Source organism: Caballeronia sp. EK, assembly GCF_014384845.1.
GTDB lineage: Bacteria > Pseudomonadota > Gammaproteobacteria > Burkholderiales > Burkholderiaceae > Caballeronia > Caballeronia jiangsuensis.
Genome location: NZ_JACSUE010000005.1, coordinates 582,032 through 601,360 on the forward strand (window position 1 = coordinate 582,032; position 19,329 = coordinate 601,360).

At 63.3% G+C, this 19,329-nt stretch carries 19 protein-coding genes and 1 tRNA gene; 10 read left to right on the forward strand and 10 right to left on the reverse strand.

The window, feature by feature from the left end:
* Positions 1 to 2: 2 nt before the first annotated feature.
* The 4 genes from proB to rplU form a co-directional block, all read right to left on the reverse strand.
* Positions 3 to 1,121, reverse strand: coding sequence for a glutamate 5-kinase (gene proB, locus IAG25_RS18245; protein ID WP_187606088.1), 1,119 nt, complete (start codon positions 1,119 to 1,121; stop codon positions 3 to 5).
* A gap of 26 nt (positions 1,122 to 1,147) precedes the next feature.
* On the reverse strand, positions 1,148 to 2,233 hold the full coding sequence (gene cgtA, locus IAG25_RS18250) for an Obg family GTPase CgtA (RefSeq protein ID WP_035511296.1): 1,086 nt from the start codon (positions 2,231 to 2,233) through the stop codon (positions 1,148 to 1,150).
* A gap of 165 nt (positions 2,234 to 2,398) precedes the next feature.
* Positions 2,399 to 2,659 carry a 50S ribosomal protein L27 gene (gene rpmA / locus IAG25_RS18255; RefSeq protein ID WP_008342952.1) on the reverse strand — a complete coding sequence of 87 codons (261 nt, stop codon included), beginning with the start codon at positions 2,657 to 2,659 and terminating at the stop codon, positions 2,399 to 2,401.
* A 44-nt stretch (positions 2,660 to 2,703) separates the two neighbouring features.
* The gene (gene rplU, locus IAG25_RS18260; RefSeq protein ID WP_035511298.1) at positions 2,704 to 3,015 is read right to left on the reverse strand and encodes a 50S ribosomal protein L21; all 312 of its coding nucleotides are present in this window, start codon (positions 3,013 to 3,015) and stop codon (positions 2,704 to 2,706) included.
* 256 nt (positions 3,016 to 3,271) lie between these two features.
* Here rplU and IAG25_RS18265 point away from each other — a divergent pair, with 256 nt between their 5' ends.
* The 9 genes from IAG25_RS18265 to yacG all read left to right on the forward strand — a co-directional run bounded on the left by IAG25_RS18265 (position 3,272) and on the right by yacG (position 11,061).
* Positions 3,272 to 4,264, forward strand: coding sequence for a polyprenyl synthetase family protein (locus IAG25_RS18265; RefSeq protein ID WP_187606089.1), 993 nt, complete (start codon positions 3,272 to 3,274; stop codon positions 4,262 to 4,264).
* A gap of 40 nt (positions 4,265 to 4,304) precedes the next feature.
* Positions 4,305 to 4,381 (forward strand) — tRNA-Pro (locus tag IAG25_RS18270).
* A gap of 143 nt (positions 4,382 to 4,524) precedes the next feature.
* Positions 4,525 to 5,814 (forward strand): HlyC/CorC family transporter, encoded by a 1,290-nt coding sequence (locus IAG25_RS18275; protein WP_035511302.1) that lies wholly within the window; start codon positions 4,525 to 4,527, stop codon positions 5,812 to 5,814.
* Between the two features lie 74 nt (positions 5,815 to 5,888).
* The gene (locus IAG25_RS18280; protein WP_187606090.1) at positions 5,889 to 7,106 is read left to right on the forward strand and encodes a GspE/PulE family protein; all 1,218 of its coding nucleotides are present in this window, start codon (positions 5,889 to 5,891) and stop codon (positions 7,104 to 7,106) included.
* Positions 7,103 to 8,308 (forward strand): type II secretion system F family protein, encoded by a 1,206-nt coding sequence (locus IAG25_RS18285; RefSeq protein ID WP_375336526.1) that lies wholly within the window; start codon positions 7,103 to 7,105, stop codon positions 8,306 to 8,308. Before IAG25_RS18280 ends, IAG25_RS18285 begins: the two co-directional genes overlap by 4 nt.
* Before the next feature lie 31 nt (positions 8,309 to 8,339).
* Complete coding sequence (locus IAG25_RS18290; protein ID WP_187606091.1) at positions 8,340 to 9,251, forward strand: prepilin peptidase; 912 nt, start codon at positions 8,340 to 8,342, stop codon at positions 9,249 to 9,251.
* A gap of 16 nt (positions 9,252 to 9,267) precedes the next feature.
* Positions 9,268 to 9,873 (forward strand): dephospho-CoA kinase, encoded by a 606-nt coding sequence (coaE, locus tag IAG25_RS18295; protein ID WP_187606092.1) that lies wholly within the window; start codon positions 9,268 to 9,270, stop codon positions 9,871 to 9,873.
* A 170-nt stretch (positions 9,874 to 10,043) separates the two neighbouring features.
* Complete coding sequence (gene zapD / locus IAG25_RS18300) at positions 10,044 to 10,799, forward strand: cell division protein ZapD (RefSeq protein WP_035510226.1); 756 nt, start codon at positions 10,044 to 10,046, stop codon at positions 10,797 to 10,799.
* Between the two features lie 70 nt (positions 10,800 to 10,869).
* Positions 10,870 to 11,061 carry a DNA gyrase inhibitor YacG gene (gene yacG / locus IAG25_RS18305; protein ID WP_187606093.1) on the forward strand — a complete coding sequence of 64 codons (192 nt, stop codon included), beginning with the start codon at positions 10,870 to 10,872 and terminating at the stop codon, positions 11,059 to 11,061.
* Between the two features lie 13 nt (positions 11,062 to 11,074).
* Here the strand turns inward: yacG and IAG25_RS18310 are convergent, their stop codons facing one another.
* The 4 genes from IAG25_RS18310 to secA all read right to left on the reverse strand — a co-directional run bounded on the left by IAG25_RS18310 (position 11,075) and on the right by secA (position 16,604).
* The gene (locus tag IAG25_RS18310) at positions 11,075 to 11,506 is read right to left on the reverse strand and encodes an NUDIX domain-containing protein (protein WP_187606094.1); all 432 of its coding nucleotides are present in this window, start codon (positions 11,504 to 11,506) and stop codon (positions 11,075 to 11,077) included.
* The gene (locus IAG25_RS18315) at positions 11,503 to 12,366 is read right to left on the reverse strand and encodes an ATP-binding protein (protein ID WP_187606095.1); all 864 of its coding nucleotides are present in this window, start codon (positions 12,364 to 12,366) and stop codon (positions 11,503 to 11,505) included. The genes IAG25_RS18310 and IAG25_RS18315 overlap by 4 nt, the downstream gene beginning before the upstream one ends.
* Positions 12,367 to 12,389: 23 nt before the next feature.
* Entirely contained in the window at positions 12,390 to 13,631 is a 1,242-nt protein-coding gene (gene argJ / locus IAG25_RS18320; RefSeq protein ID WP_187606096.1) for a bifunctional glutamate N-acetyltransferase/amino-acid acetyltransferase ArgJ, read from the reverse strand.
* 159 nt (positions 13,632 to 13,790) lie between these two features.
* The gene (secA, locus tag IAG25_RS18325) at positions 13,791 to 16,604 is read right to left on the reverse strand and encodes a preprotein translocase subunit SecA (protein ID WP_187606097.1); all 2,814 of its coding nucleotides are present in this window, start codon (positions 16,602 to 16,604) and stop codon (positions 13,791 to 13,793) included.
* Positions 16,605 to 16,891: 287 nt separating this feature from the next.
* Between secA and IAG25_RS18330 the strand changes: the two genes are divergently transcribed.
* Entirely contained in the window at positions 16,892 to 17,377 is a 486-nt protein-coding gene (locus IAG25_RS18330; RefSeq protein ID WP_187606098.1) for a DUF721 domain-containing protein, read from the forward strand.
* 50 nt (positions 17,378 to 17,427) lie between these two features.
* Here IAG25_RS18330 and lpxC read toward each other — a convergent pair whose 3' ends face one another.
* Entirely contained in the window at positions 17,428 to 18,345 is a 918-nt protein-coding gene (gene lpxC, locus IAG25_RS18335) for a UDP-3-O-acyl-N-acetylglucosamine deacetylase (RefSeq protein WP_187606099.1), read from the reverse strand.
* Between the two features lie 263 nt (positions 18,346 to 18,608).
* Positions 18,609 to 19,112, reverse strand: a complete 504-nt coding sequence (locus IAG25_RS18340) for a peroxiredoxin (RefSeq protein WP_035510237.1) — start codon at positions 19,110 to 19,112, stop codon at positions 18,609 to 18,611.
* Between the last annotated feature and the right edge of the window lie 217 nt (positions 19,113 to 19,329).

Genomic DNA, 19,329 nt, shown 5'->3' on the forward strand with positions numbered 1-19,329 from the left:
TATCAGACGAGCACCAGGTTGTCGCGATGGATCAGCTCGGGCTCCAGCATATAACCGAGCACCGTTTCGATCTCGCCGCTCGGCCGCCGATGAATCAGCCGCGCCTCCGAACTGCTGTAATTCGTGATGCCGCGCGCGACTTCCTGCCCCTGATCGTTGACGCAGGCGATCACCTCGCCGCGATCGAACGCGCCCTTCACGTCGATCACGCCGATCGGCAAAAGGCTCTTGCCGTCGGCGGTGAGCTTCTGGACCGCGCCGTTGTCGATCACGACGTGGCCGCGCACCTGCAAGTGATCCGCCATCCACTGCTTGCGCGCCGCGATGCGCGCGGTGCGTGCGATGAGCTGCGTGCCGATCATCTCGCCCGATGCGAGGCGCGTGAGCACATCGGCTTCGCGACCGCTCGCTATCACCGTGTTCGCGCCGCTGTGCGCCGCGCGCTTCGCCGCGAGAATCTTGGTCAGCATGCCGCCGCGTCCGAGGCTTGAACCCGCGCCGCCGGCCATCTGCTCGAGCTCGGGCGTGCCGGCATCTGCCTGCTCGACGAGCGTCGCGTTCGGGTCCTTGCGCGGATCGGCGGTGAAGAGACCGCGCTGATCGGTGAGGATGACGAGCGCATCGCCTTCGATCAGATTCGCGACGAGCGCGCCGAGCGTGTCGTTGTCGCCGAACTTGATTTCGTCGGTGATGACCGTGTCGTTCTCGTTGATGATCGGCACCGCGCCGAGGCGCAGCAGCGTGAGCAGCGTCGAGCGCGCGTTCAGGTAGCGTTCGCGATCGGCGAGATCGGCGTGCGTCAGCAGAATCTGCGCGGTGCGGATGCCGTGCGCGCCGAAGCTGCTTTCGTAGACCTGTGCGAGGCCCATCTGTCCGACGGCGGCCGCGGCCTGCAATTCGTCGATTTCACGCGGCCGCTTGGTCCAGCCGAGCCGATGAATGCCTTCCGCGATCGCGCCCGAACTCACGAGCACGACTTCCTTGCCCTGCTCGCGCAGTGCCGCGATCTGCGACGCCCAGCGCGAGATGGCCGCATGGTCGAGTCCGCGTCCGTCGTTGGTGACGAGGCTGGACCCTACTTTCACTACGATTCGCTTCGCAGCGGCGATGACGGAACGCATCGTGCGCTTTCTCCTCGTGGTTGCTTTTATTCCTTCGCTGCGTCGTCGCGGAAGCGCACGTCGGCTGCGAGATCTTCCGCTTCCGCCGCACGCGATGCGTCCGAATGCTGCGAGATGTAGTCGTAGATGGCGTACGTAAGCGCCTCGCAGCCCTGGCCCGTCAGCGCCGAAATCTCGTAGACCGGACCGTCCCACTCGAAGCGCTCGACGAAATCGGCGATGCGCGCTTCGCGCTCATCCTCCGGCACCATGTCGAGCTTGTTCAGCACGAGCCAGCGCGGCTTCTCGTAGAGCGCCTCGTCGTACTTGCGCAGTTCGTTGACGATGGCCTTCGCTTCCGCGACCGGATCGACGTTTTCATCGAACGGCGCCATGTCGACGAGATGCAGCAGCACGCCGGTGCGCTGCAGGTGACGCAGGAAACGATGCCCGAGTCCCGCGCCTTCCGCCGCGCCTTCGATCAGGCCGGGGATGTCCGCGATCACGAAGCTCTTGCTCGGCCCGACGCGCACCACGCCGAGATTCGGCGCGAGCGTCGTGAACGGATAATCCGCGATCTTCGGCCGCGCGTTCGACACCGACGAGATGAACGTGGATTTTCCCGCGTTCGGCATGCCGAGCAGGCCGACGTCGGCGAGCACTTTCAGTTCGAGCCTGAGCATGCGGCGCTCGCCCGGCTTGCCGTCGGTCTTCTGACGCGGCGCGCGGTTCGTGCTCGACTTGAAATGCAGGTTGCCGAGGCCGCCCGCGCCGCCCTGCGCGATCAGCACTTGCTGATTGTGCTCGGTCAAATCGGCGATGATTTCGCCCGTTTCCTGATCCGAAATGATGGTGCCGACCGGCATGCGCAGCGTGATGTCGTCGCCGCCCTTGCCGTAGCAATCCGCGCCGCGGCCGTTTTCGCCGTTGCGCGCCTGATGCTTCTTGGAAAACCGATAGTCGATCAGCGTATTGATATTGCGATCGGCGACCGCGTAGACGCTGCCGCCGCGGCCGCCGTCGCCGCCGTCCGGCCCGCCGAACGGGACGAACTTTTCGCGGCGCATCGACGCGCTGCCATCTCCTCCGTCGCCGGCGATGACTTCGATCCTCGCTTCGTCAATGAACTTCATGCGTTGCTCCGTCCCGTGTATTGCAGCTATTTTGCCGTGACCTGACGTTGCCGGTCACCGATATCCTTGAATTCACCCGATGCGCTTCTTTTCAGTGCATCAAATGAAAAAGGCCCCGCGAACTTCGCGGGGCCTTTTTTCGGTCCTGAAGCCCGTGCGTAAAATTTACGCTGCCGGGACGACGACGACCGTGTGCTTCTTCGCAGCGCCCTTGGTCACGAACTTGACGTGACCGTCGGCGAGCGCGAACAGCGTGTGATCCTTGCCGATGCCGACATTCTCACCCGGATGCATGCGCGTGCCGCGCTGGCGAACGATGATGCCGCCCGCGTTGATTGCCTGGCCGCCGTACACCTTCACGCCGAGGCGTTTCGACTCGGAGTCGCGGCCGTTGCGGGAAGACCCGCCTGCTTTTTTGTGTGCCATTTCATTAGCTCCTTAACCGATATCTGTGCGAACCCGATCACGCCTTAGGCGTTGATCGCGTCGATGCGCAGTTCGGTGTAGTTCTGGCGATGGCCAGCGTGCTTTTGATAGTGCTTCCGGCGACGCATCTTGAAGATGGTCACTTTCTTGTGACGACCTTGCGACACGACGGTAGCCTTGACGGAAGCCCCACCCACCAGCGGCGTACCGAACTTAATCGATTCGCCTTCGCCTACTGCGAGAACCTGGTCGAGCGTGATTTCAGCGTCAATGTCTGCCGGTATCTGTTCTACTTTCAATTTTTCGCCAACGGCAACCTTATACTGCTTGCCGCCGGTTTTTATGACCGCGTACATTGAGAACCTCACTCAAAATTCTTTTTCCACGCACCACGCGGGGAAAACACGCGATTATACATAGGGTTACGCTCGACGTCAAAGTCCTGTGACGTCTCCCGCGCGCGGGGAGCGGCGCGCGATCCGGATCCCAACCTCGGCGAAAACGAAGCGAATCGTGTCCGAATTCCGCCGACGTCGCGCGAATCGACACAGCCGAGTCCCGTCGTCTGTCGGATTCGCCTTATAATCCGCCGGATTACCTTTACTGCCGATCATGTCGTCCACCGCCACTTCCTCCCCCAACGCCGCCGCGCTGCTCGCCCCGATTGCCGAGGACATGCAGCACGTCAATCGCGTCATCCGGCAGCGCCTGGCATCAGAAGTGATGCTGATCAACCAGATTTCGGAGTACATCATCGGCGCGGGCGGCAAGCGGCTGCGTCCGGCGCTGCTGCTCCTGGTTTCCGGCGCGCTGGGCGACACGACCGGACATCGCCACGAACTGGCTGCCGTGGTGGAGTTCATCCATACGGCGACTTTGCTGCACGACGACGTCGTCGACGAATCCGATCTGCGCCGCGGCCGCAAGACGGCGAACGCGCTGTTCGGCAACGCGGCGAGCGTGCTGGTCGGCGACTTCCTGTACTCGCGCTCGTTCGAAATGATGGTGAGCGTCGGCAAGATGCGCGTGATGGAAATTCTCTCCGTCGCGACCAACATCATTTCCGAGGGCGAAGTCCTGCAGTTGCTCAACATGCACGATCCGGACGTCGACGAAGCGCGCTACATGCAGGTGATCCGCTACAAGACGGCGAAGCTGTTCGAAGCGGCCGCGCAGCTCGGCGCGGTGCTCTCGGGCGCGGATGCGCGTACCGAAGCGGCGGCGGCGGAATTCGGCCGGCGCATCGGCACGGCGTTCCAGATCATGGACGACTGGCTCGACTACACGGGCACGCCCGAATCGATGGGAAAAAACGCCGGCGACGATCTGCGCGAAGGCAAACCCACTTTGCCGCTCATCTATCTGATGGAGCACGGCACGCCGGAACAGGCGGCGCTCGCGCGCGAGGCGATCGAACAGGGCGGCACGGATCGCTTCGAAACGATCTTCGACGCGATCACCACGTCCGGCGCGCTCGATCACACGCTGGAACGCGCGCGAACGGAAGCCGAGGCAGCGGCGAAGGCGATTTCTTTATTTCCCTCTTCCATCTATAAAGAGAGCCTGCTAGAATTATGTTCTTACTCGACGTCGAGGCAGTCTTAAACGGGACTGAAACAACGTAAGAGTCCAAGTTGGTCGAATTCGGGGTGTAGCTTAGCCTGGTAGAGCGCTACGTTCGGGACGTAGAGGCCGGAGGTTCGAATCCTCTCACCCCGACCAGAATTGCAAAAACCCGCATGGTCCGCCATGCGGGTTTTTTATTTCCGGCAACGAAACCGCGTACGCTTGCCGAACGGCCAGAGCGGGCTTTCCTGCCCCGTCTGATATATTGCCTCCCATCTCCGCCCCTACTCGATCACCGCGTGGACAACCTTCCCTTATGGGCGCAAATTTGCGCCATTTTTCTGCTTCTCTTCCTTTCCGGCTTCTTCTCGATTTCCGAAACGTCGATGATGGCGCTCAATCGCCATCGCTTGAAATATCTTGCGAGCCAGGGGTCGCTACGCGCGCGCACGACACAAGGGCTGCTCGCAAAGACTGACCAGCTTCTCTCCGTGATCCTGATCGGCAACAACCTGATCAACACGATCATCCCGGTGCTCACGACATCGATCGCGCTGCGCACCTTCGGTCATAACAATCTCGTCCTCTCGATCACGACGGGTGTCATCGCGTTTCTGATCATCGTGTTCGCTGAAATCGCGCCGAAGATCGTCGGCGCAACGTATCCCGAGAAAGTGGCGCTTCCCGCGAGCCTCGTGCTCGCGCCGCTCATGCGCATCGGGCGGCCGCTGATCTGGTTCGTCAACCTGTTTGCCAACGCGATTCTCGCAGCGCTCCACATCAACACGAAAAACAAGCGCGATCAGCGGATTTCGCCCGAAGAACTGCGCACCATCGTGCTGGAAACCGGCAGCTTCATGCCGACCAAGCACCGCAGCATCCTGCTCAATCTGTTCGATCTGGAAAACATCACCGTCGATGACGTGATGATCCCGCGCAGGCGCATCGAAGCGCTCGATTTCGACGCGCCCTTCGAGCAGATCCTGCATCAACTCGAGACGTGCTATCACAACAAGCTCGTCGTCTTTCAGGGCGATATCGACCGGGTGCTCGGCATCCTGCATGTGCGCAAGACGCTGTCGGCGCTGCATAACCAGGAGCTCGAGCGCGATACGCTGCGCGAACTGCTCACCGAGCCTTATTTCGTGCCGGCCGGCACGCCGGTGTTCCAGCAACTGCAGTACTTCCAGGAAAGCGGTCACCGCATCGCGATCGTGGTCGACGAGTACGGCGAGTTGCAGGGGCTCGTGACGCCCGAGGACATCATCGAGGAACTGATCGGCGAGTTCACGACGACGATTCCGCGTGGCGCCGGCTCGCGCGGCGGCTGGGACGAGAATGGCGAGTGCATCGTCGCGGGCAGCATGCCGCTGCGCGAACTGAACCGCTGGCTGCATCTGACGCTGCCGACGGACGGCCCGAAGACGCTCAACGGCCTGATTCTCGAAACGCTCGAAGATATTCCGGACGGCGACGTGTCGGTGCGCATCGCGGACGTGACCGTCGAAGTCATGCGCAGCGACGATCAGGCGATCCGCACCGTCAAGATTTTCAAGCCGCTCGGGCCGCCGAAACGCGCGCTGCGTTAGCCATTCGGACGACTGGGCGCGAGCGATCGCGGGCGCGATGATCGGATCATCTCGACTCCGACGTCCCGACGCCCATGACCGCCCCTTCCCGCGACGCTTTCGACACCTTCGCACGCCCGGCCCGTGCGGCCGAATCCGCACGCGACAACGCATCCGATCAAGAAACGCCCGCCGTCTCGCTGCTCGCCGAAACCTTGCGCGAAGCCGCCGAGCGCGGCGCATCCGATATCCACGTCGAGCCGTCGGAGCACGACTGGCGCATCCGGCTGCGCGTCGATGGCGCGCTGCATGTGTTGAAGCGTCCGCCGCCGCACTTGCGCGATGCGTTCATCACGCGCATCAAGGTGCTGGCGCGCATGGATATCGCCGAGCGGCGCGTGCCGCAGGACGGCAGGCTGCGTCTGAAGCTTCCGGGCGGGCGCATCGGCGACTATCGCGTCAATTCGCTGCCGACGCTCTTCGGCGAAAAGCTCGTGCTGCGACGGCTCGACGCGCTGCCGCCCGACCTGTCGCTCGCCGCGCTCGGCCTCGACGATTTGCAAAGCGGCGCGGTCGAATCGGCGATTCGCGCGCCGCACGGTCTCATCCTCGTGACCGGACCGACCGGCAGCGGCAAGACCTTGTCGCTCTATTGCTTCCTTCAGATGCTCAATGCCGAAGCGCGCAACGTGTGCTCCGTCGAAGATCCCGTCGAGATTCAGCTCGCGGGCATCAATCAGGTGAGCGTGCGCGAAAAAGCGGGGCTGACGTTCGCCGTGGCGCTGCGCGCGTTCATGCGACAGGATCCGGACGTCATCATGGTTGGCGAAATTCGCGACGCTGAAACCGCCGATGTCGCGGTGAAGGCGGCGCAGACGGGACACCTCGTGCTCTCGACCTTGCACACCAACGACGCTCCGGCCGCGATCGCGCGGCTCATCGATATCGGCGTGGCGCCCTACAACCTCGCGTCCGCGCTGAGGCTCGTGACCGCGCAACGGCTCGTGCGCAAGCTGTGCGAGATTTGCCGCGCGCCGTCGGCGTTGCCGCTCGCGGACGGGTTTCATCCGTTCGAAGCGCGCGGCTGTGCGGCTTGTCATGGCATCGGTTATCGCGGGCGCGTCGGCGTGCATCAGGTGATGCCGGTATCCGATGAACTACGCGAACTGATCGTTTCGCGCGCGGCAACGCATGCAATCTCGCGAGCGGCGCAGGCACGTGGCATGCCCTCATTGCGCGATGCGGCCTTCGCCCGCGTGCGCGAGGGCGTGACGAGCGTCGCCGAGGCAGCCGAAGCAACGGAGATCGAATGATGAGTCACGCGCTCGAATTGCGATTCGCCTGGCGCGGAATGGACGCCGAAGGCCGGCCGAAGCAGGGAAAGATCATCGCCGCCGATGCGCTTTCGGCTCGCGCTTCGCTGCGTCGGGAAGGCGTAATCGTCACCGGACTCGAAACGCTCGGCGCCGCGCCGTTGCCGAAAGCGAAGACCGCCGATGTAACCGTCTTCACACGGCAACTCGCCGGGCTGCTGCGAGCGGGCCTGCCACTCGCGGGCGCGCTCGAATTGCTGGCTGGCAGCGCGACAGGCGGCGGACTGCCGCGCATCGTGCGCGCGCTCGCCCGCGACATCACGCGCGGCGTGTCGTTTTCAGCCGCACTCGCGCAGCATCCCGCGGCGTTCGGTGCGCTGTACTGCCAGTTGGTCTCGGTCGGTGAAGTGGCGGGCGCACTGCCGGCCGTGCTCGCCCGCCTCGCCGACGATCGCGAGCGCGCGGCGTCGCAACGTGCCCGACTGCGCGCCGCCCTCACCTATCCGGTCATGGTGCTGCTGCTTTCGCTCGCGATCACCGCGGGTTTGCTGATCGGCGTCGTGCCGACCTTCAAGACGATCTTCGATGGCTTCGGCGCCGCGCTGCCCGCGCCGACGCGCTTCGTGCTCGCGCTGTCCGACGGCGTCGCGCATGCCGGCGTGCCGTTCGTCATCGCGTGTGCGTGCGCGGTGATCGTCGTGTCGCGCTGGATGAAGCGATCACCCGATGCCCGCCAGTCCGCCGATCGCGCCGCGTTGCGCATGCCGCTCGCAGGCAAGCTGCTGCGCTCCCTCGCTGTCGCCCGATGGAGCCGCGCGCTCGGCACGCTGCTCTCGGCAGGCACGTCGCTGTCGGATGCCTTCGACTCGCTCACGCACGCGACGGGCAATCGCGTATTCGACCGCGCCACGGTCGACATCGCCGCGCGGCTGCGCAACGGCGAGCGCCTCGCGGTCGCCATGCGCGCCGCCGGCTGCTTTCCGCAAGACGTCGTGCAGCCGATTGCGGTCGCCGAAGAATCGGGCTCGCTCGATGCGATGCTCCTCGATCTCGCCACGCTAGCCGATCGTCAGGTGGACGAGCGCATCGGCGTGTTCGCGAGCCTCTGCGAGCCGATCGTCATCGCAGTGCTGGGCGCGCTCGTGGGCGGACTCGTCATCGCGATGTATCTTCCTATCATTCAGCTCGGCAACGTGGTGTAGCATCGCGGGCCAAAGCAACCGTTCGTCCATCATGCAGCCTTCGTTCGATCCGTCCGCCGCGCATTTCGCGAGCCGCTATCTGGCGACGTTCGCCACGCTTCCCGTCGCCGTGCAGTACGGGTTCGCCGTCGTGTTCGGTCTCGTGATCGGCAGTTTTCTCAGCGTCGTCGTGCATCGCCTGCCTGTCATGCTCGAACGCGCGTGGCGCGCGGAAGTCGATTCGGCCATGCCCGAGGCGCCGAAACCCGCTGCCGATCCGTACCCCGAACGCTTCAATCTCGCCGTGCCGCGCAGCGCGTGTCCGCATTGCAAGCATGTGCTGCGCGCGTGGGAAAACATTCCCGTGATCAGTTACCTCGCGTTGCGCGGGCGATGTTCGGCGTGCGGCGCGCGCGTGAGCCCGCGCTATCCGCTGGTGGAACTCGCGAGCGGTGCGCTCGCGGCGCTCTCGCTGTACGCCTACGGTCCCACCTGGCCCGCGCTGGCGGCGTTCGGACTGTGCGCGACCTTGCTGACTGCCGGTCTCATCGACTACGACACGCGCTATCTTCCCGATGTGCTGACGCTGCCGCTGCTGTGGGCGGGGCTGATCGTGAATTTCGGCGAAGGCGGATTCGCGACGCTGCACGACGCCGTGACAGGCGCGATCGTCGGCTACCTCTTTCTGTGGTGCGTGTACTGGCTCTTCAAGCTCGTGCGCGGCGTGGAAGGCATGGGCTACGGTGACTTCAAATTGCTCGCCGCGATCGGCGCGTGGCTCGGCTGGTCCGCGCTCGCCCAAGTGGTTCTGATCGCGGCCGTCGCGGGCGCTGCGTTCGGCATCGTAGCGACGTGGCGCAAGCGCATGCGTTTCGAGGAGCCGTTGCCTTTCGGGCCGTTTCTCGCGGCGGGCGGCGCGCTCACGCTCTTCGTCGGCACACCGCTTTATTCTTTGTTGGGATGACCGAAGGGAGCAACGGATGTTCAGCATTGGTCTCACCGGCGGCATCGGCAGCGGCAAAAGCACGGTCGCGGATCTGTTCGCGGCGCGCGGCGTGCCGCTGATCGACACGGACCTGATCGCGCACCGGATCACTGCGCCGGGCGGCGTCGCGATGCCGCTCATCGCGAGCGAATTCGGCGACGACTTCATCGCAGCAAACGGTTCGCTCGATCGCGCGAAGATGCGCGCGCTAGTCTTCGCCGACGACACCGCGAAAGCGCGCCTCGAACGCATCGTCCATCCGTTGATTCGCGCCGAAACGGAGCGCCAGAGACTTGCGGCGCAAGGCGCGTATCACATCGTGGTCGTGCCGCTGCTGGTGGAATCGGGCGAATGGGCCGCGCGCGTGTCACGCGTGCTCGTGGTGGACTGTCCGGTCGAAACGCAGATTGCGCGCGTCATGCGGCGCAATGGCTTCACGCGCGAACAGGTGCTCGCGATCATCGCTAAGCAGGCGTCCCGCGAAGCGCGGCTTGCGGCAGCGGACGATATCGTCATCAACGACGAAACCGCCACGCACGACGCCCTCGCGCAGCAAGTCGACGCGTTGCACGCCCGTTATCTGTCGCTGTCATCGGCATGAAAAGGCTTGATCGCCTGAGTTGGCCAAATCGTCGAAAAGTTCCCTGATTTGCGCCGAAACAAGCAGTTTGGCGAGCGATTATGCCGCGATTTGCTAGGGTGAGGATGCGGCATTAGAATGTGCTCACTTCCGCTCATGGAAGCAACCGACCCACGCTGAGGCGAGCGCGCTTGATCCTTTACGAGTATCCCTTCAACGAGCGAATCCGGACGCTGTTGCGCCTCGAAGACCTGTTCGAGCGCTTCACGTTCTTTCTGACTCAGGAAGACGCGCGAGAACACCACGTCGCGCTCACGACGCTCTTTGAGATCGCCGAAGTCGCAGGCCGCACGGATCTCAAGGCCGACCTCATGAAGGAACTGGAGCGGCAGCGTCAGACGCTCGCGCCGTTCCGTGGCAATCCAGGAATCGAACAGGAAGCGCTCGAAGCCGTGCTCGGTGAAATCGAGCAGACGCTCGGCGGCCTCACCGACATGCACGGCAAAACCGGTCAGCATCTCGCCGACAACGAATGGCTCGCGAGCATCCGCAGCCGCACGATCATTCCCGGCGGCACGTGCAAGTTCGATCTGCCGTCGTATTACGCCTGGCAGCAGTTGCCTGTGGAAGAACGGCGTCAGGACATCGCGAAATGGGTCATGCCGATGCTCGCGTTGCGCGACGCGGCGGCCATCGTATTGCGGCTCGCGCGTGAATCGGGTCAGGCATCGAAAGTGATGGCCATGCAGGGCAGCTATCAGCAGATGTTGTCCGGCCGCACCTATCAACTGATGCAGGTGCGCGTTTCACCGGACACGCGCGTGATTCCCGAAGCGAGCGCGAACAAGTACATGCTGTGGGTACGCTTCACGGTGCAGGACGGCGATCTGAAGCCGCGCGCCGTCGATGTGGACGTCCCGTTTCATCTGACGCTTTGCAGCCTTTGAATAGAATCAGCCGGCCCAATATGGATCAGATGTTGATCAACGCCGGCGCGATTCGCCACGTCTTACCGTCATGACCACTGTCGTCAAATGCCCGACCTGCGGCAAGGATGTCCGCTGGGTTCCGGAAAACCGCTTTCGCCCGTTCTGCTCCGAACGCTGCAAGCAGATCGATCTCGGCGCGTGGGCGGCCGAGAAGTACAAGATTTCGGGTAATTCACAGGAAACGCCGCCGGACGACGATTCGCACGGCGGCCTGAACTGACTTTCACTCGCGCTTATTCGCGCTCTTCCTCTTCGAGCCATTCGAGGATCGGAATCGCCGCGGGCAGCAGCGGAGCGACGTCGACGGGAAGCGTCTGCCAGGCAATCGCCTGACCTTCACGTCCGAGCGGCGTGCCCTTCCAGTCCGTCACCTTGCAGAAAAAGAGACGCACGTACGCGTGCGGGTAATCGTGTTCGAGCGTGCGCCAGAGCTGACACGCGGTGACGTCGATACCCAGTTCTTCGTGCAATTCGCGCCCGAGCGCCGCCTCGATGCTTTCGCCCGGCTCGAGCTTGCCGCCGGGAAACTCCCAGTAACCTTCGTACGGTTTGCCGGCGGGCCGCTGCGCGAGCAGATAGCGCCCGTCGTGCTGCACCATCACGCCGACGGCCACTTCCGTCACCTTGCGGCCGTCGGGCGCGATGTCGGTCTGCGATTCGGTCATTGTTTGCGTCCCGACCAGTCACGCGCGAACTGCCACGCGACGCGTCCGGACCGCGACCCGCGTTCCAGCGCCCACACGAGCGCATCGCCGCGCGCGCTTTCGACTTCCGCTTCATCGCAGCCGAAGTGCTTCAGCCAATGCCCGACGATCGACAGATAGTCGTCCTGCTTGAACGGATAGAAGCTGACCCACAGGCCGAAGCGCTCGGACAGCGAGATCTTTTCCTCGACCACTTCGCCGGGGTGAATCTCGCCGTCGGAGGTGTGCTTGTACGTCTCGTTGTCGCTCATGTACTCAGGCAACAAATGACGGCGGTTCGACGTCGCGTAGATCAATACGTTGTCCGATTGCGCCGCGACCGAACCGTCGAGCGCGACCTTCAGCGCCTTGTATCCCGACTCGCCTTCCTCGAAGGAAAGGTCGTCGCAGAACACGAGGAAGCGCTCGGGCCGCGTCGAAATCAGATCGACGATATCGCCGAGATCGTGCAGATCGTCCTTGTCGACTTCGATGAGACGCAGACCATCCTTTGAATACGCGTTCAGACACGCCTTGATCAGCGACGACTTGCCCGTGCCACGCGCGCCCGTCAGCAAAACATTGTTCGCGGGCAGCTTGTTCACGAACTGCTGCGTGTTCTGCTGTATCAGGCCTTTCTGACGGTCGATGTTCCGAAGGTCGTCGAGCGAGATTGGCGAGATCGCCGGCACGGGTTGCAGGAAACCGCGCCCCTGACGCTTGCGCCAGCGAAACGCCACCGCGGATTCCCAGTCGATATCGGGCGCCGCCGGCGGCAACATGCCTTCGATGCGCGCGAGCACTGCCTCGGCGCGCGTGAGAAATTGTTCGAGCTTGTCCATGTTCGTATCGATGCGCGCCGCTTTTACGAGCGATAGTCGGCGTTGATGCTCACGTAGTCGTGCGAGAGATCGCAGGTCCAGATCGTCGCGTTCGCGTCGCCGCGTCCGAGCAGCACGCGAATCGCGATTTCGCTCTTCTTCATCACACGCTGGCCGTTTTCTTCCTTGTACTCGGGATTGCGTCCGCCCGCCTTCGCGACGAGCACGTCATCGAGATAAAGATCGATCTTGCCGACGTCGAGATCCGTCACGCCCGCATAGCCGATCGCCGCGAGAATGCGGCCGAGGTTCGGATCGGATGCGTAGAACGCCGTCTTCACGAGCGGCGAATGGCCGATCGCGTACGCGATCTGGCGGCATTCCGCCGCGTCCTTGCCGCCTTCGACCGTAATCGTCATGAACTTGGTCGCGCCCTCGCCGTCGCGCACGATGAGCTGCGCGAGTTCCTGCGCCACGTCGGTCACCGCGTCGCGCAGTGCGGCGTACGCGGGCGAATCCGTCGACGTGATCGCAGGCAGGCTCGATTTGCCCGACGCGATCAGGATGAACGAATCGTTGGTGGACGTATCGCCGTCGATGGTGATGCAGTTGAACGAGCGATCCGCGACATGCTTCACGAGCTGGTCCAGCACCGGCTGCGCGACTTTGGCATCGAAAGCGAGGAAGCCGAGCATCGTCGCCATGTTCGGCTTGATCATGCCCGCGCCCTTGCTGATGCCCGACAGCGTGACGACGTGACCATCGATGGTCACCTGACGCGACGACGCCTTCGGCAGCGTGTCCGTCGTCATGATGGCTTGCGCTGCGTCGAACCAGTGCGCGGCCTGCTGATTCGCGAGCGCGGCGGGCAGGCCGGCCTTGAGACGATCGATCGGCAGCGGCTCGAGAATCACGCCCGTCGAGAACGGCAGAATCTGTTGCGCATCGAGACCTTCGAGGCGCGCGAGCTCCGCGCAAGTCTCGCGCGCGTGCGCCATGCCCGGCTCGCCCGTGCCGGCGTTCGCGTTGCCGGTGTTCACGACGAGCGCGCGAATGCCCTTGCCGCCCTTGCCCACAGCCGCGAGATGCTCGCGGCACACGGTGACGGGCGCGGCGCAGAAGCGATTCTGCGTGAACACGCCCGCGACGCTCGCGCCTTCATCGACGCGAATGACGAGCACGTCCTTGCGATTGGGCTTGCGGATATTCGCCTCGGCCCAGCCAAGCGTGACGCCGGCGACGGGATGAAGCGCTGCGGGATCGATCGAAGGGAAGTTGACGGCCATGTTCGCGTCTCGCTGAAGGTGGCGAGTGCCGGTTTTCGAACCGGCACGCTTTGAAAGACTGACGCCGCTTTCGCTGAGCGAGACCGGCGCCGTGAAAAGTGAGACCTGCAAAGACAAACGACGCATCGCTGCGTCGCCTGTTCATCTGTCAGTAGCCGATTAAGCCAGCTTGCCGTGACAGTTTTTGTACTTCTTCCCGCTGCCGCACGGGCACGGATCGTTGCGGCCGACCTTCGGCACGTCATCCGAGGGGCGCGTCGCGACGCTGATATCGTCACCGGCGGCCATCGCCTGACTGACCATCTGTGCCGTGGCGCTCGCCGCCGCGGTGGCGGGCGTCGGCTCCGCGGCCGGCGCGTTGAAGTCCGCGTGCGTGAACGACACGTTCTCGAGATGGCTGCCCTTTTCTTCGTACTGCTCGGCGGCTTCCTCGAGTTGTTCGGGCGACTGGATCTGCACGTTCATCACGACGCGCGTGACTTCCTGCTTGACGGCATCGAGCATCGCGGCGAAAAGTTCGAACGCCTCGCGCTTGTATTCCTGCTTCGGGTTCTTCTGCGCATAGCCGCGCAGGTGGATGCCCTGACGCAGGTGATCGAGCGCGGCGAGGTGCTCGCGCCAGCGGCTGTCGAGCGTCTGCAGCATGATCGAGCGTTCGAACGCGCTGAACGACTCGCGGCCCACGAGCGTGACCTTCGCTTCGTACGCTTCGTCGGCGGCGGCGAGCACGGCTTCGCAGATCTCTTCGGCGTCGATCGAGTTCGACTCGTTGATCATCTCCTGAACGGCGAGATCGAGCGACCAGTCGTTGCGCAACACTTCTTCCAGTTCCGGCGCTTCCCACTGCTCTTCGATGCTGCCTGCCGGCACGAACGTGCGCACCACGTCGCCGATTACGCTCTGGCGCATCGCGGCGATGGTTTCCTGCACGTCGTTCGCTTCGAGCAGTTCGTTGCGCTGCTGGTAGATCACCTTGCGCTGATCGTTGGCGACGTCGTCGTATTCGAGCAGTTGCTTGCGGATATCGAAGTTGCGCGCTTCGACCTTGCGCTGCGCGCCTTCGATCGAACGCGTGACCATGCCCGCTTCGATCGGCTCGCCTTCCGGCATCTTCAGGCGATCCATGATCGCGCGCACGCGGTCGCCCGCGAAAATGCGCAGGAGCGGATCATCCAGCGACAGATAGAAGCGCGACGAACCCGGATCGCCCTGACGGCCCGCGCGGCCGCGCAACTGGTTGTCGATACGGCGCGACTCGTGACGCTCGGTGCCGATGATATGCAGACCGCCCGCGGCCTTCACGTGATCGTGCAGCGTCTGCCATTCGTCGTGCAGTTTCTGGATGCGCGTGGCTTTCTCGTCCTCGGGGATCGACAGATCCGCCTCGATGAACGACGCCTGCTTCTCGACGTTGCCGCCGAGCACGATGTCCGTGCCGCGGCCGGCCATGTTCGTCGCGATCGTGACGACGCCCGGACGGCCCGCTTCGGCGACGATCGCCGCTTCGCGCGCGTGCTGCTTCGCGTTGAGCACTTCGTGCTTCACGCCCGCCTGACCGAGCAGGCCGGACAGCAGTTCGGACGCTTCGATCGACGTCGTGCCGACGAGCGTCGGCTGACCGCGCTCGACGCAATCGCGGATGTCGCGAATCACCGCGTCATAGCGTTCCTTCGACGTCTTGTAGATCTGGTCCTGCTTGTCGACGCGCTTCGGCGGACGGTTGGTCGGGATCACGACCGTTTCGAGGCCGTAGATTTCGTTGAATTCATACGCTTCCGTGTCCGCGGTGCCGGTCATGCCGGACAGCTTCGCGTACATGCGGAAGTAGTTCTGCAGCGTGATGGACGCGAGCGTCTGGTTCTCCGCCTGAATCTGGACGTGTTCCTTCGCCTCGACGGCCTGATGCAGACCGTCCGACCAGCGCCGGCCGTTCATCATGCGGCCCGTGAATTCGTCGACGATCACGACTTCGCCGTTCTGCACCACGTAGTGCTGATCGCGCAGGAAGAGCGTATGCGCGCGCAACGCGGCATAGATGTGGTGCATCAGCGTGATGTTCTGCGGCGCGTAGAGGCTCTCGCCTTCGCCGATCAGGCCCCACTCCGCGAGCAGGCGCTCGGCCTTCTCGTGGCCCGATTCCGTCAGGAACACCTGGCGCGCCTTTTCGTCGAGCGTGTAATCGCCCGGCTTCTCGACGCCCGTGCCGTCCGCCTTCTCTTCGCCGATCTGCTGTTCGAGCAGCGGCGGCAGCGCGTTCATGCGCACGTAGAGGTCGGTGTGATCTTCGGCCTGGCCGGAGATGATGAGCGGTGTACGCGCCTCGTCGATGAGGATCGAGTCCACTTCATCGACGATCGCGAAATTGAGCGGCCGCTGCACGCGCGCGGTGGTCTCGTAGACCATGTTGTCGCGCAGATAGTCGAAGCCGAACTCGTTGTTCGTGCCGTAAGTGATGTCCGCCGCATACGCTTCCTGCTTCTGCGAGTGCTCCATCTGCGACAGATTCACGCCGCACGAGAGCCCGAGGAAGTTGTAGAGACGCGCCATCCATTCGGCGTCGCGCTGGGCGAGGTAGTCGTTCACCGTGACGACGTGCACGCCACGGCCCGACAGCGCGTTCAGATACGCGGCGAGCGTCGCGACGAGCGTCTTGCCCTCGCCGGTGCGCATTTCGGCGATCTTGCCGTAGTGCAGGACCATGCCGCCGATGAGCTGGACGTCGAAGTGGCGCATCTTCAGGACGCGCTTGCTCGCTTCGCGGCAGACGGCGAACGCCTCGGGCAGGATCACGTCGAGCGATTCACCGCCCGCGACACGTTGGCGGAACTCGTCGGTCTTGGCGCGCAGCTGGTCGTCCGAGTACTTCTCGACGGTCGGCTCAAGGGCATTGATCGCCACAACGGTCTTTTGATACTGCTTGACCAGCCGCTGATTGCGGCTGCCAAAAATCTTCTGAAGGAAACCGGTCGTCATCGGATCAGTGTCTGCGTCGCGGCTTCGGACGGGCGCATGTGCAAGCTGCGTCCGGGCTCGGAGAACCTCGGCGACTTAAGTCCATAAGGTGAAATTCGAATCGGGAATTTTAGCACGCGAGTTTGGCAGACCTTGCGTTGGCGTGCCCGCGCGGGCGTCGGCGCGGCGCGACAGTCAACGGGGTGAAAGCTTTTCGGCAAACATCGCCCGAAACGGCCAACGACCGGGCACTGCGGCTCTCCTCGCGTACAATCGAGCCGTTCCATCGGGCGTCCGCCTAAGCAAAAATGAGCCGCTTTTCTACAAATTCAAGGTCGCGTTTCGATCCACGCAAGCCGCAAGCCGTCGCCGACGTGCTCGATCGCACCGATGCATTTCGCGCGCTGCGTGCCGGGGTCGAGCAGGTGGCGGCGCTGCAGCGCGATTTGAGCTCGCTCCTGCCGGATTATCTGGCGTCGAACGTGGAACCGGGATTCATCAAGGACGGCGTACTCGCGCTCTTTGCGGCGCATAACGCGCTCGCCGCGCGTTTGCGGCATCTGGAGCCGCGTCTGCTTTCGGATCTTCAGCAGCGCGGCTGGGCCGTCAACGCGCTGAAAATTCGCGTGCGTCCCCAATCGATGAAAGAGCCCGTGCCGCCCAAGCAGGCGCGCATGTCGCCAGCGGGCGCGTCCGCGCTACAGGAACTGGCCGAATCGCTGGAACCGTCGCCGCTGCAGGAAGCGCTCGCGCGAATGGCATCGCGTCATCAAGGGCGCGCGCAAAAAAAATGAGCGGCGCTTTCGCTGCCGCTCATCTCTGACTGCCGAATAATTGCGTTTTATCAGGCAAATGCCGTCTGCGTATCGAATGCGAAACCGCGCGGCGCCTTTTGCGTGTCCTCGAACGTGACGATTTCATACGCGTCTTCGTTCGCGAGCAATTCACGCAGCAGCATGTTGTTCATCGCGTGGCCGCCCTTGTACGCCTTGTACGACGCCAGCAACGGATGGCCGACCACGTAAAGGTCGCCGATCGCGTCGAGCATCTTGTGCTTCACGAACTCGTCGTCGTAACGCAGGCCGTCATTGTTCAGGATGCGGTATTCGTCCAGCACGATCGCATTGTCCATGCTGCCGCCGCGCGCGAGTCCGAGTTCGCGCATCATCTCGACTTCGTGCGCAAAGCCGAACGTGCGGGCGCGTGCGATCTCGCGCACGTAGGAAGTCGTCGCGAAGTCCACTTCGAGCGCCTGACCGGTCTTGTCGACGGCCGGATGGCGGAAATCGATTGTGAAGCTCAGCTTGAAACCGAAGTACGGTTCGAGACGCGCGAACTTGTCGCCGTCGCGCACTTCGACAGGCTTCGTTACCTTGATGAACTGCTTCGGTGCGTTCTGCTCTTCGATACCCGCCGACTGGATCAGAAACACGAACGAAGCCGCGCTGCCGTCCATGATCGGAATTTCTTCGGCGGTCACATCTACGTACAGGTTGTCGATGCCGAGACCCGCGCACGCCGACATCAAGTGCTCGATGGTCGACACGCGCGCGCCGTCCTTCTGCAACACGGACGCGAGACGGGTATCTCCGATCGCCATTGCGGACGCCGGAATGTCGACGGGTTCCGGCAGGTCGACGCGCGAAAATACGATGCCCGTGCCAATGGGTGCGGGGCGCAGAGTCAGATTGACCTTGCTACCGGAGTGGAGCCCGATCCCCACGGTTTTGACGACGGTCTTGATTGTTCGCTGCTTCAACATGATGTTCTTTCCGATTTATGTTCCCTATAAAGAGAATCAATCGTGCGTTAAATTCTAATAGCTCGAAGTATACTCCATTCGTCGCGCGTCGTCCTGATCCAGGTGGTATCAACTGTTTCCCTGTGTTACGTCGCGGCGGCCAGATTATGAAGTAGAACGGGCCGATGCCCGGAATGGAGGCATTTCCGGTCATCGGCCCCAAGCTGCAACTCAATGCGAGGGCGCTTCAGGCGTTGCGCAAAGGCAACGCCGCGCCGCTGCAATCAGCGCAACGTCGCCAGGATGCTTTGAGCGTCGCTGACTTCGAACTTGCCAGGCGCTTCGACTGACAACGTCTTGACCACGCCGTCGTCGACCACCATCGCGTAGCGCTGGGAACGAATTCCCATGCCACGCTCGGACAAATCCTGATCCAGTCCGAGTGCCTGAGTGAAACGCGCACTGCCGTCCGCGATCATCTTCACCTTGCCCGAGGCTTGAAGATCGCGTCCCCACGCGCTCATGACGAACGCGTCGTTGACGGAAACGCACCAGATTTCGTCGATTCCCGCGGCGGACAGATCCGCAGCGGCTTCGACGTAGCCAGGCACGTGTCTGGCGGAGCATGTCGGCGTAAACGCGCCCGGCAATCCGAAGATCACCACGCGCTTGCCGGCGCACCGCTCGCGCACCGGGAACGCATTCGGTCCCACGGCGCAGCCCTCGGTGGCCTCCTCGATGAACTCGAAGAGACGCACGTCGGGCAACGTATCACCCACTTTGATCATGCTCGGTCCTTCCCTCATCAGTGCTCGCGGACATCCTCGCGATTGCATCGTCCCGCAACCGTGCCGAACATCATTGCGGCGATTTCGGCTTCAATCTGCCTTCCTCGACGTCAGGGGCAGAATCGTGGGGGTCGGCTGGCCACGGCCCGGCGTCCATTGTGCATCCAGGACGCGGCCTTGGACAGTCGCCCCACGCGAAGCCTGCATCATCCGCACG

Coding starts and splice junctions, on each gene's coding strand:
- proB (WP_187606088.1), bottom strand. CDS start 1,121: ATGCGTTCCGTCATCGCCGCTGCGAAGCGAATCGTAGTGAAAGTAGGG.
- cgtA (WP_035511296.1), bottom strand. CDS start 2,233: ATGAAGTTCATTGACGAAGCGAGGATCGAAGTCATCGCCGGCGACGGA.
- rpmA (WP_008342952.1), bottom strand. CDS start 2,659: ATGGCACACAAAAAAGCAGGCGGGTCTTCCCGCAACGGCCGCGACTCC.
- rplU (WP_035511298.1), bottom strand. CDS start 3,015: ATGTACGCGGTCATAAAAACCGGCGGCAAGCAGTATAAGGTTGCCGTT.
- IAG25_RS18265 (WP_187606089.1), top strand. CDS start 3,272: ATGTCGTCCACCGCCACTTCCTCCCCCAACGCCGCCGCGCTGCTCGCC.
- IAG25_RS18280 (WP_187606090.1), top strand. CDS start 5,889: ATGACCGCCCCTTCCCGCGACGCTTTCGACACCTTCGCACGCCCGGCC.
- IAG25_RS18285 (WP_375336526.1), top strand. CDS start 7,103: ATGATGAGTCACGCGCTCGAATTGCGATTCGCCTGGCGCGGAATGGAC.
- IAG25_RS18290 (WP_187606091.1), top strand. CDS start 8,340: ATGCAGCCTTCGTTCGATCCGTCCGCCGCGCATTTCGCGAGCCGCTAT.
- coaE (WP_187606092.1), top strand. CDS start 9,268: ATGTTCAGCATTGGTCTCACCGGCGGCATCGGCAGCGGCAAAAGCACG.
- yacG (WP_187606093.1), top strand. CDS start 10,870: ATGACCACTGTCGTCAAATGCCCGACCTGCGGCAAGGATGTCCGCTGG.
- IAG25_RS18310 (WP_187606094.1), bottom strand. CDS start 11,506: ATGACCGAATCGCAGACCGACATCGCGCCCGACGGCCGCAAGGTGACG.
- IAG25_RS18315 (WP_187606095.1), bottom strand. CDS start 12,366: ATGGACAAGCTCGAACAATTTCTCACGCGCGCCGAGGCAGTGCTCGCG.
- argJ (WP_187606096.1), bottom strand. CDS start 13,631: ATGGCCGTCAACTTCCCTTCGATCGATCCCGCAGCGCTTCATCCCGTC.
- secA (WP_187606097.1), bottom strand. CDS start 16,604: ATGACGACCGGTTTCCTTCAGAAGATTTTTGGCAGCCGCAATCAGCGG.
- IAG25_RS18330 (WP_187606098.1), top strand. CDS start 16,892: ATGAGCCGCTTTTCTACAAATTCAAGGTCGCGTTTCGATCCACGCAAG.
- lpxC (WP_187606099.1), bottom strand. CDS start 18,345: ATGTTGAAGCAGCGAACAATCAAGACCGTCGTCAAAACCGTGGGGATC.
- IAG25_RS18340 (WP_035510237.1), bottom strand. CDS start 19,112: ATGATCAAAGTGGGTGATACGTTGCCCGACGTGCGTCTCTTCGAGTTC.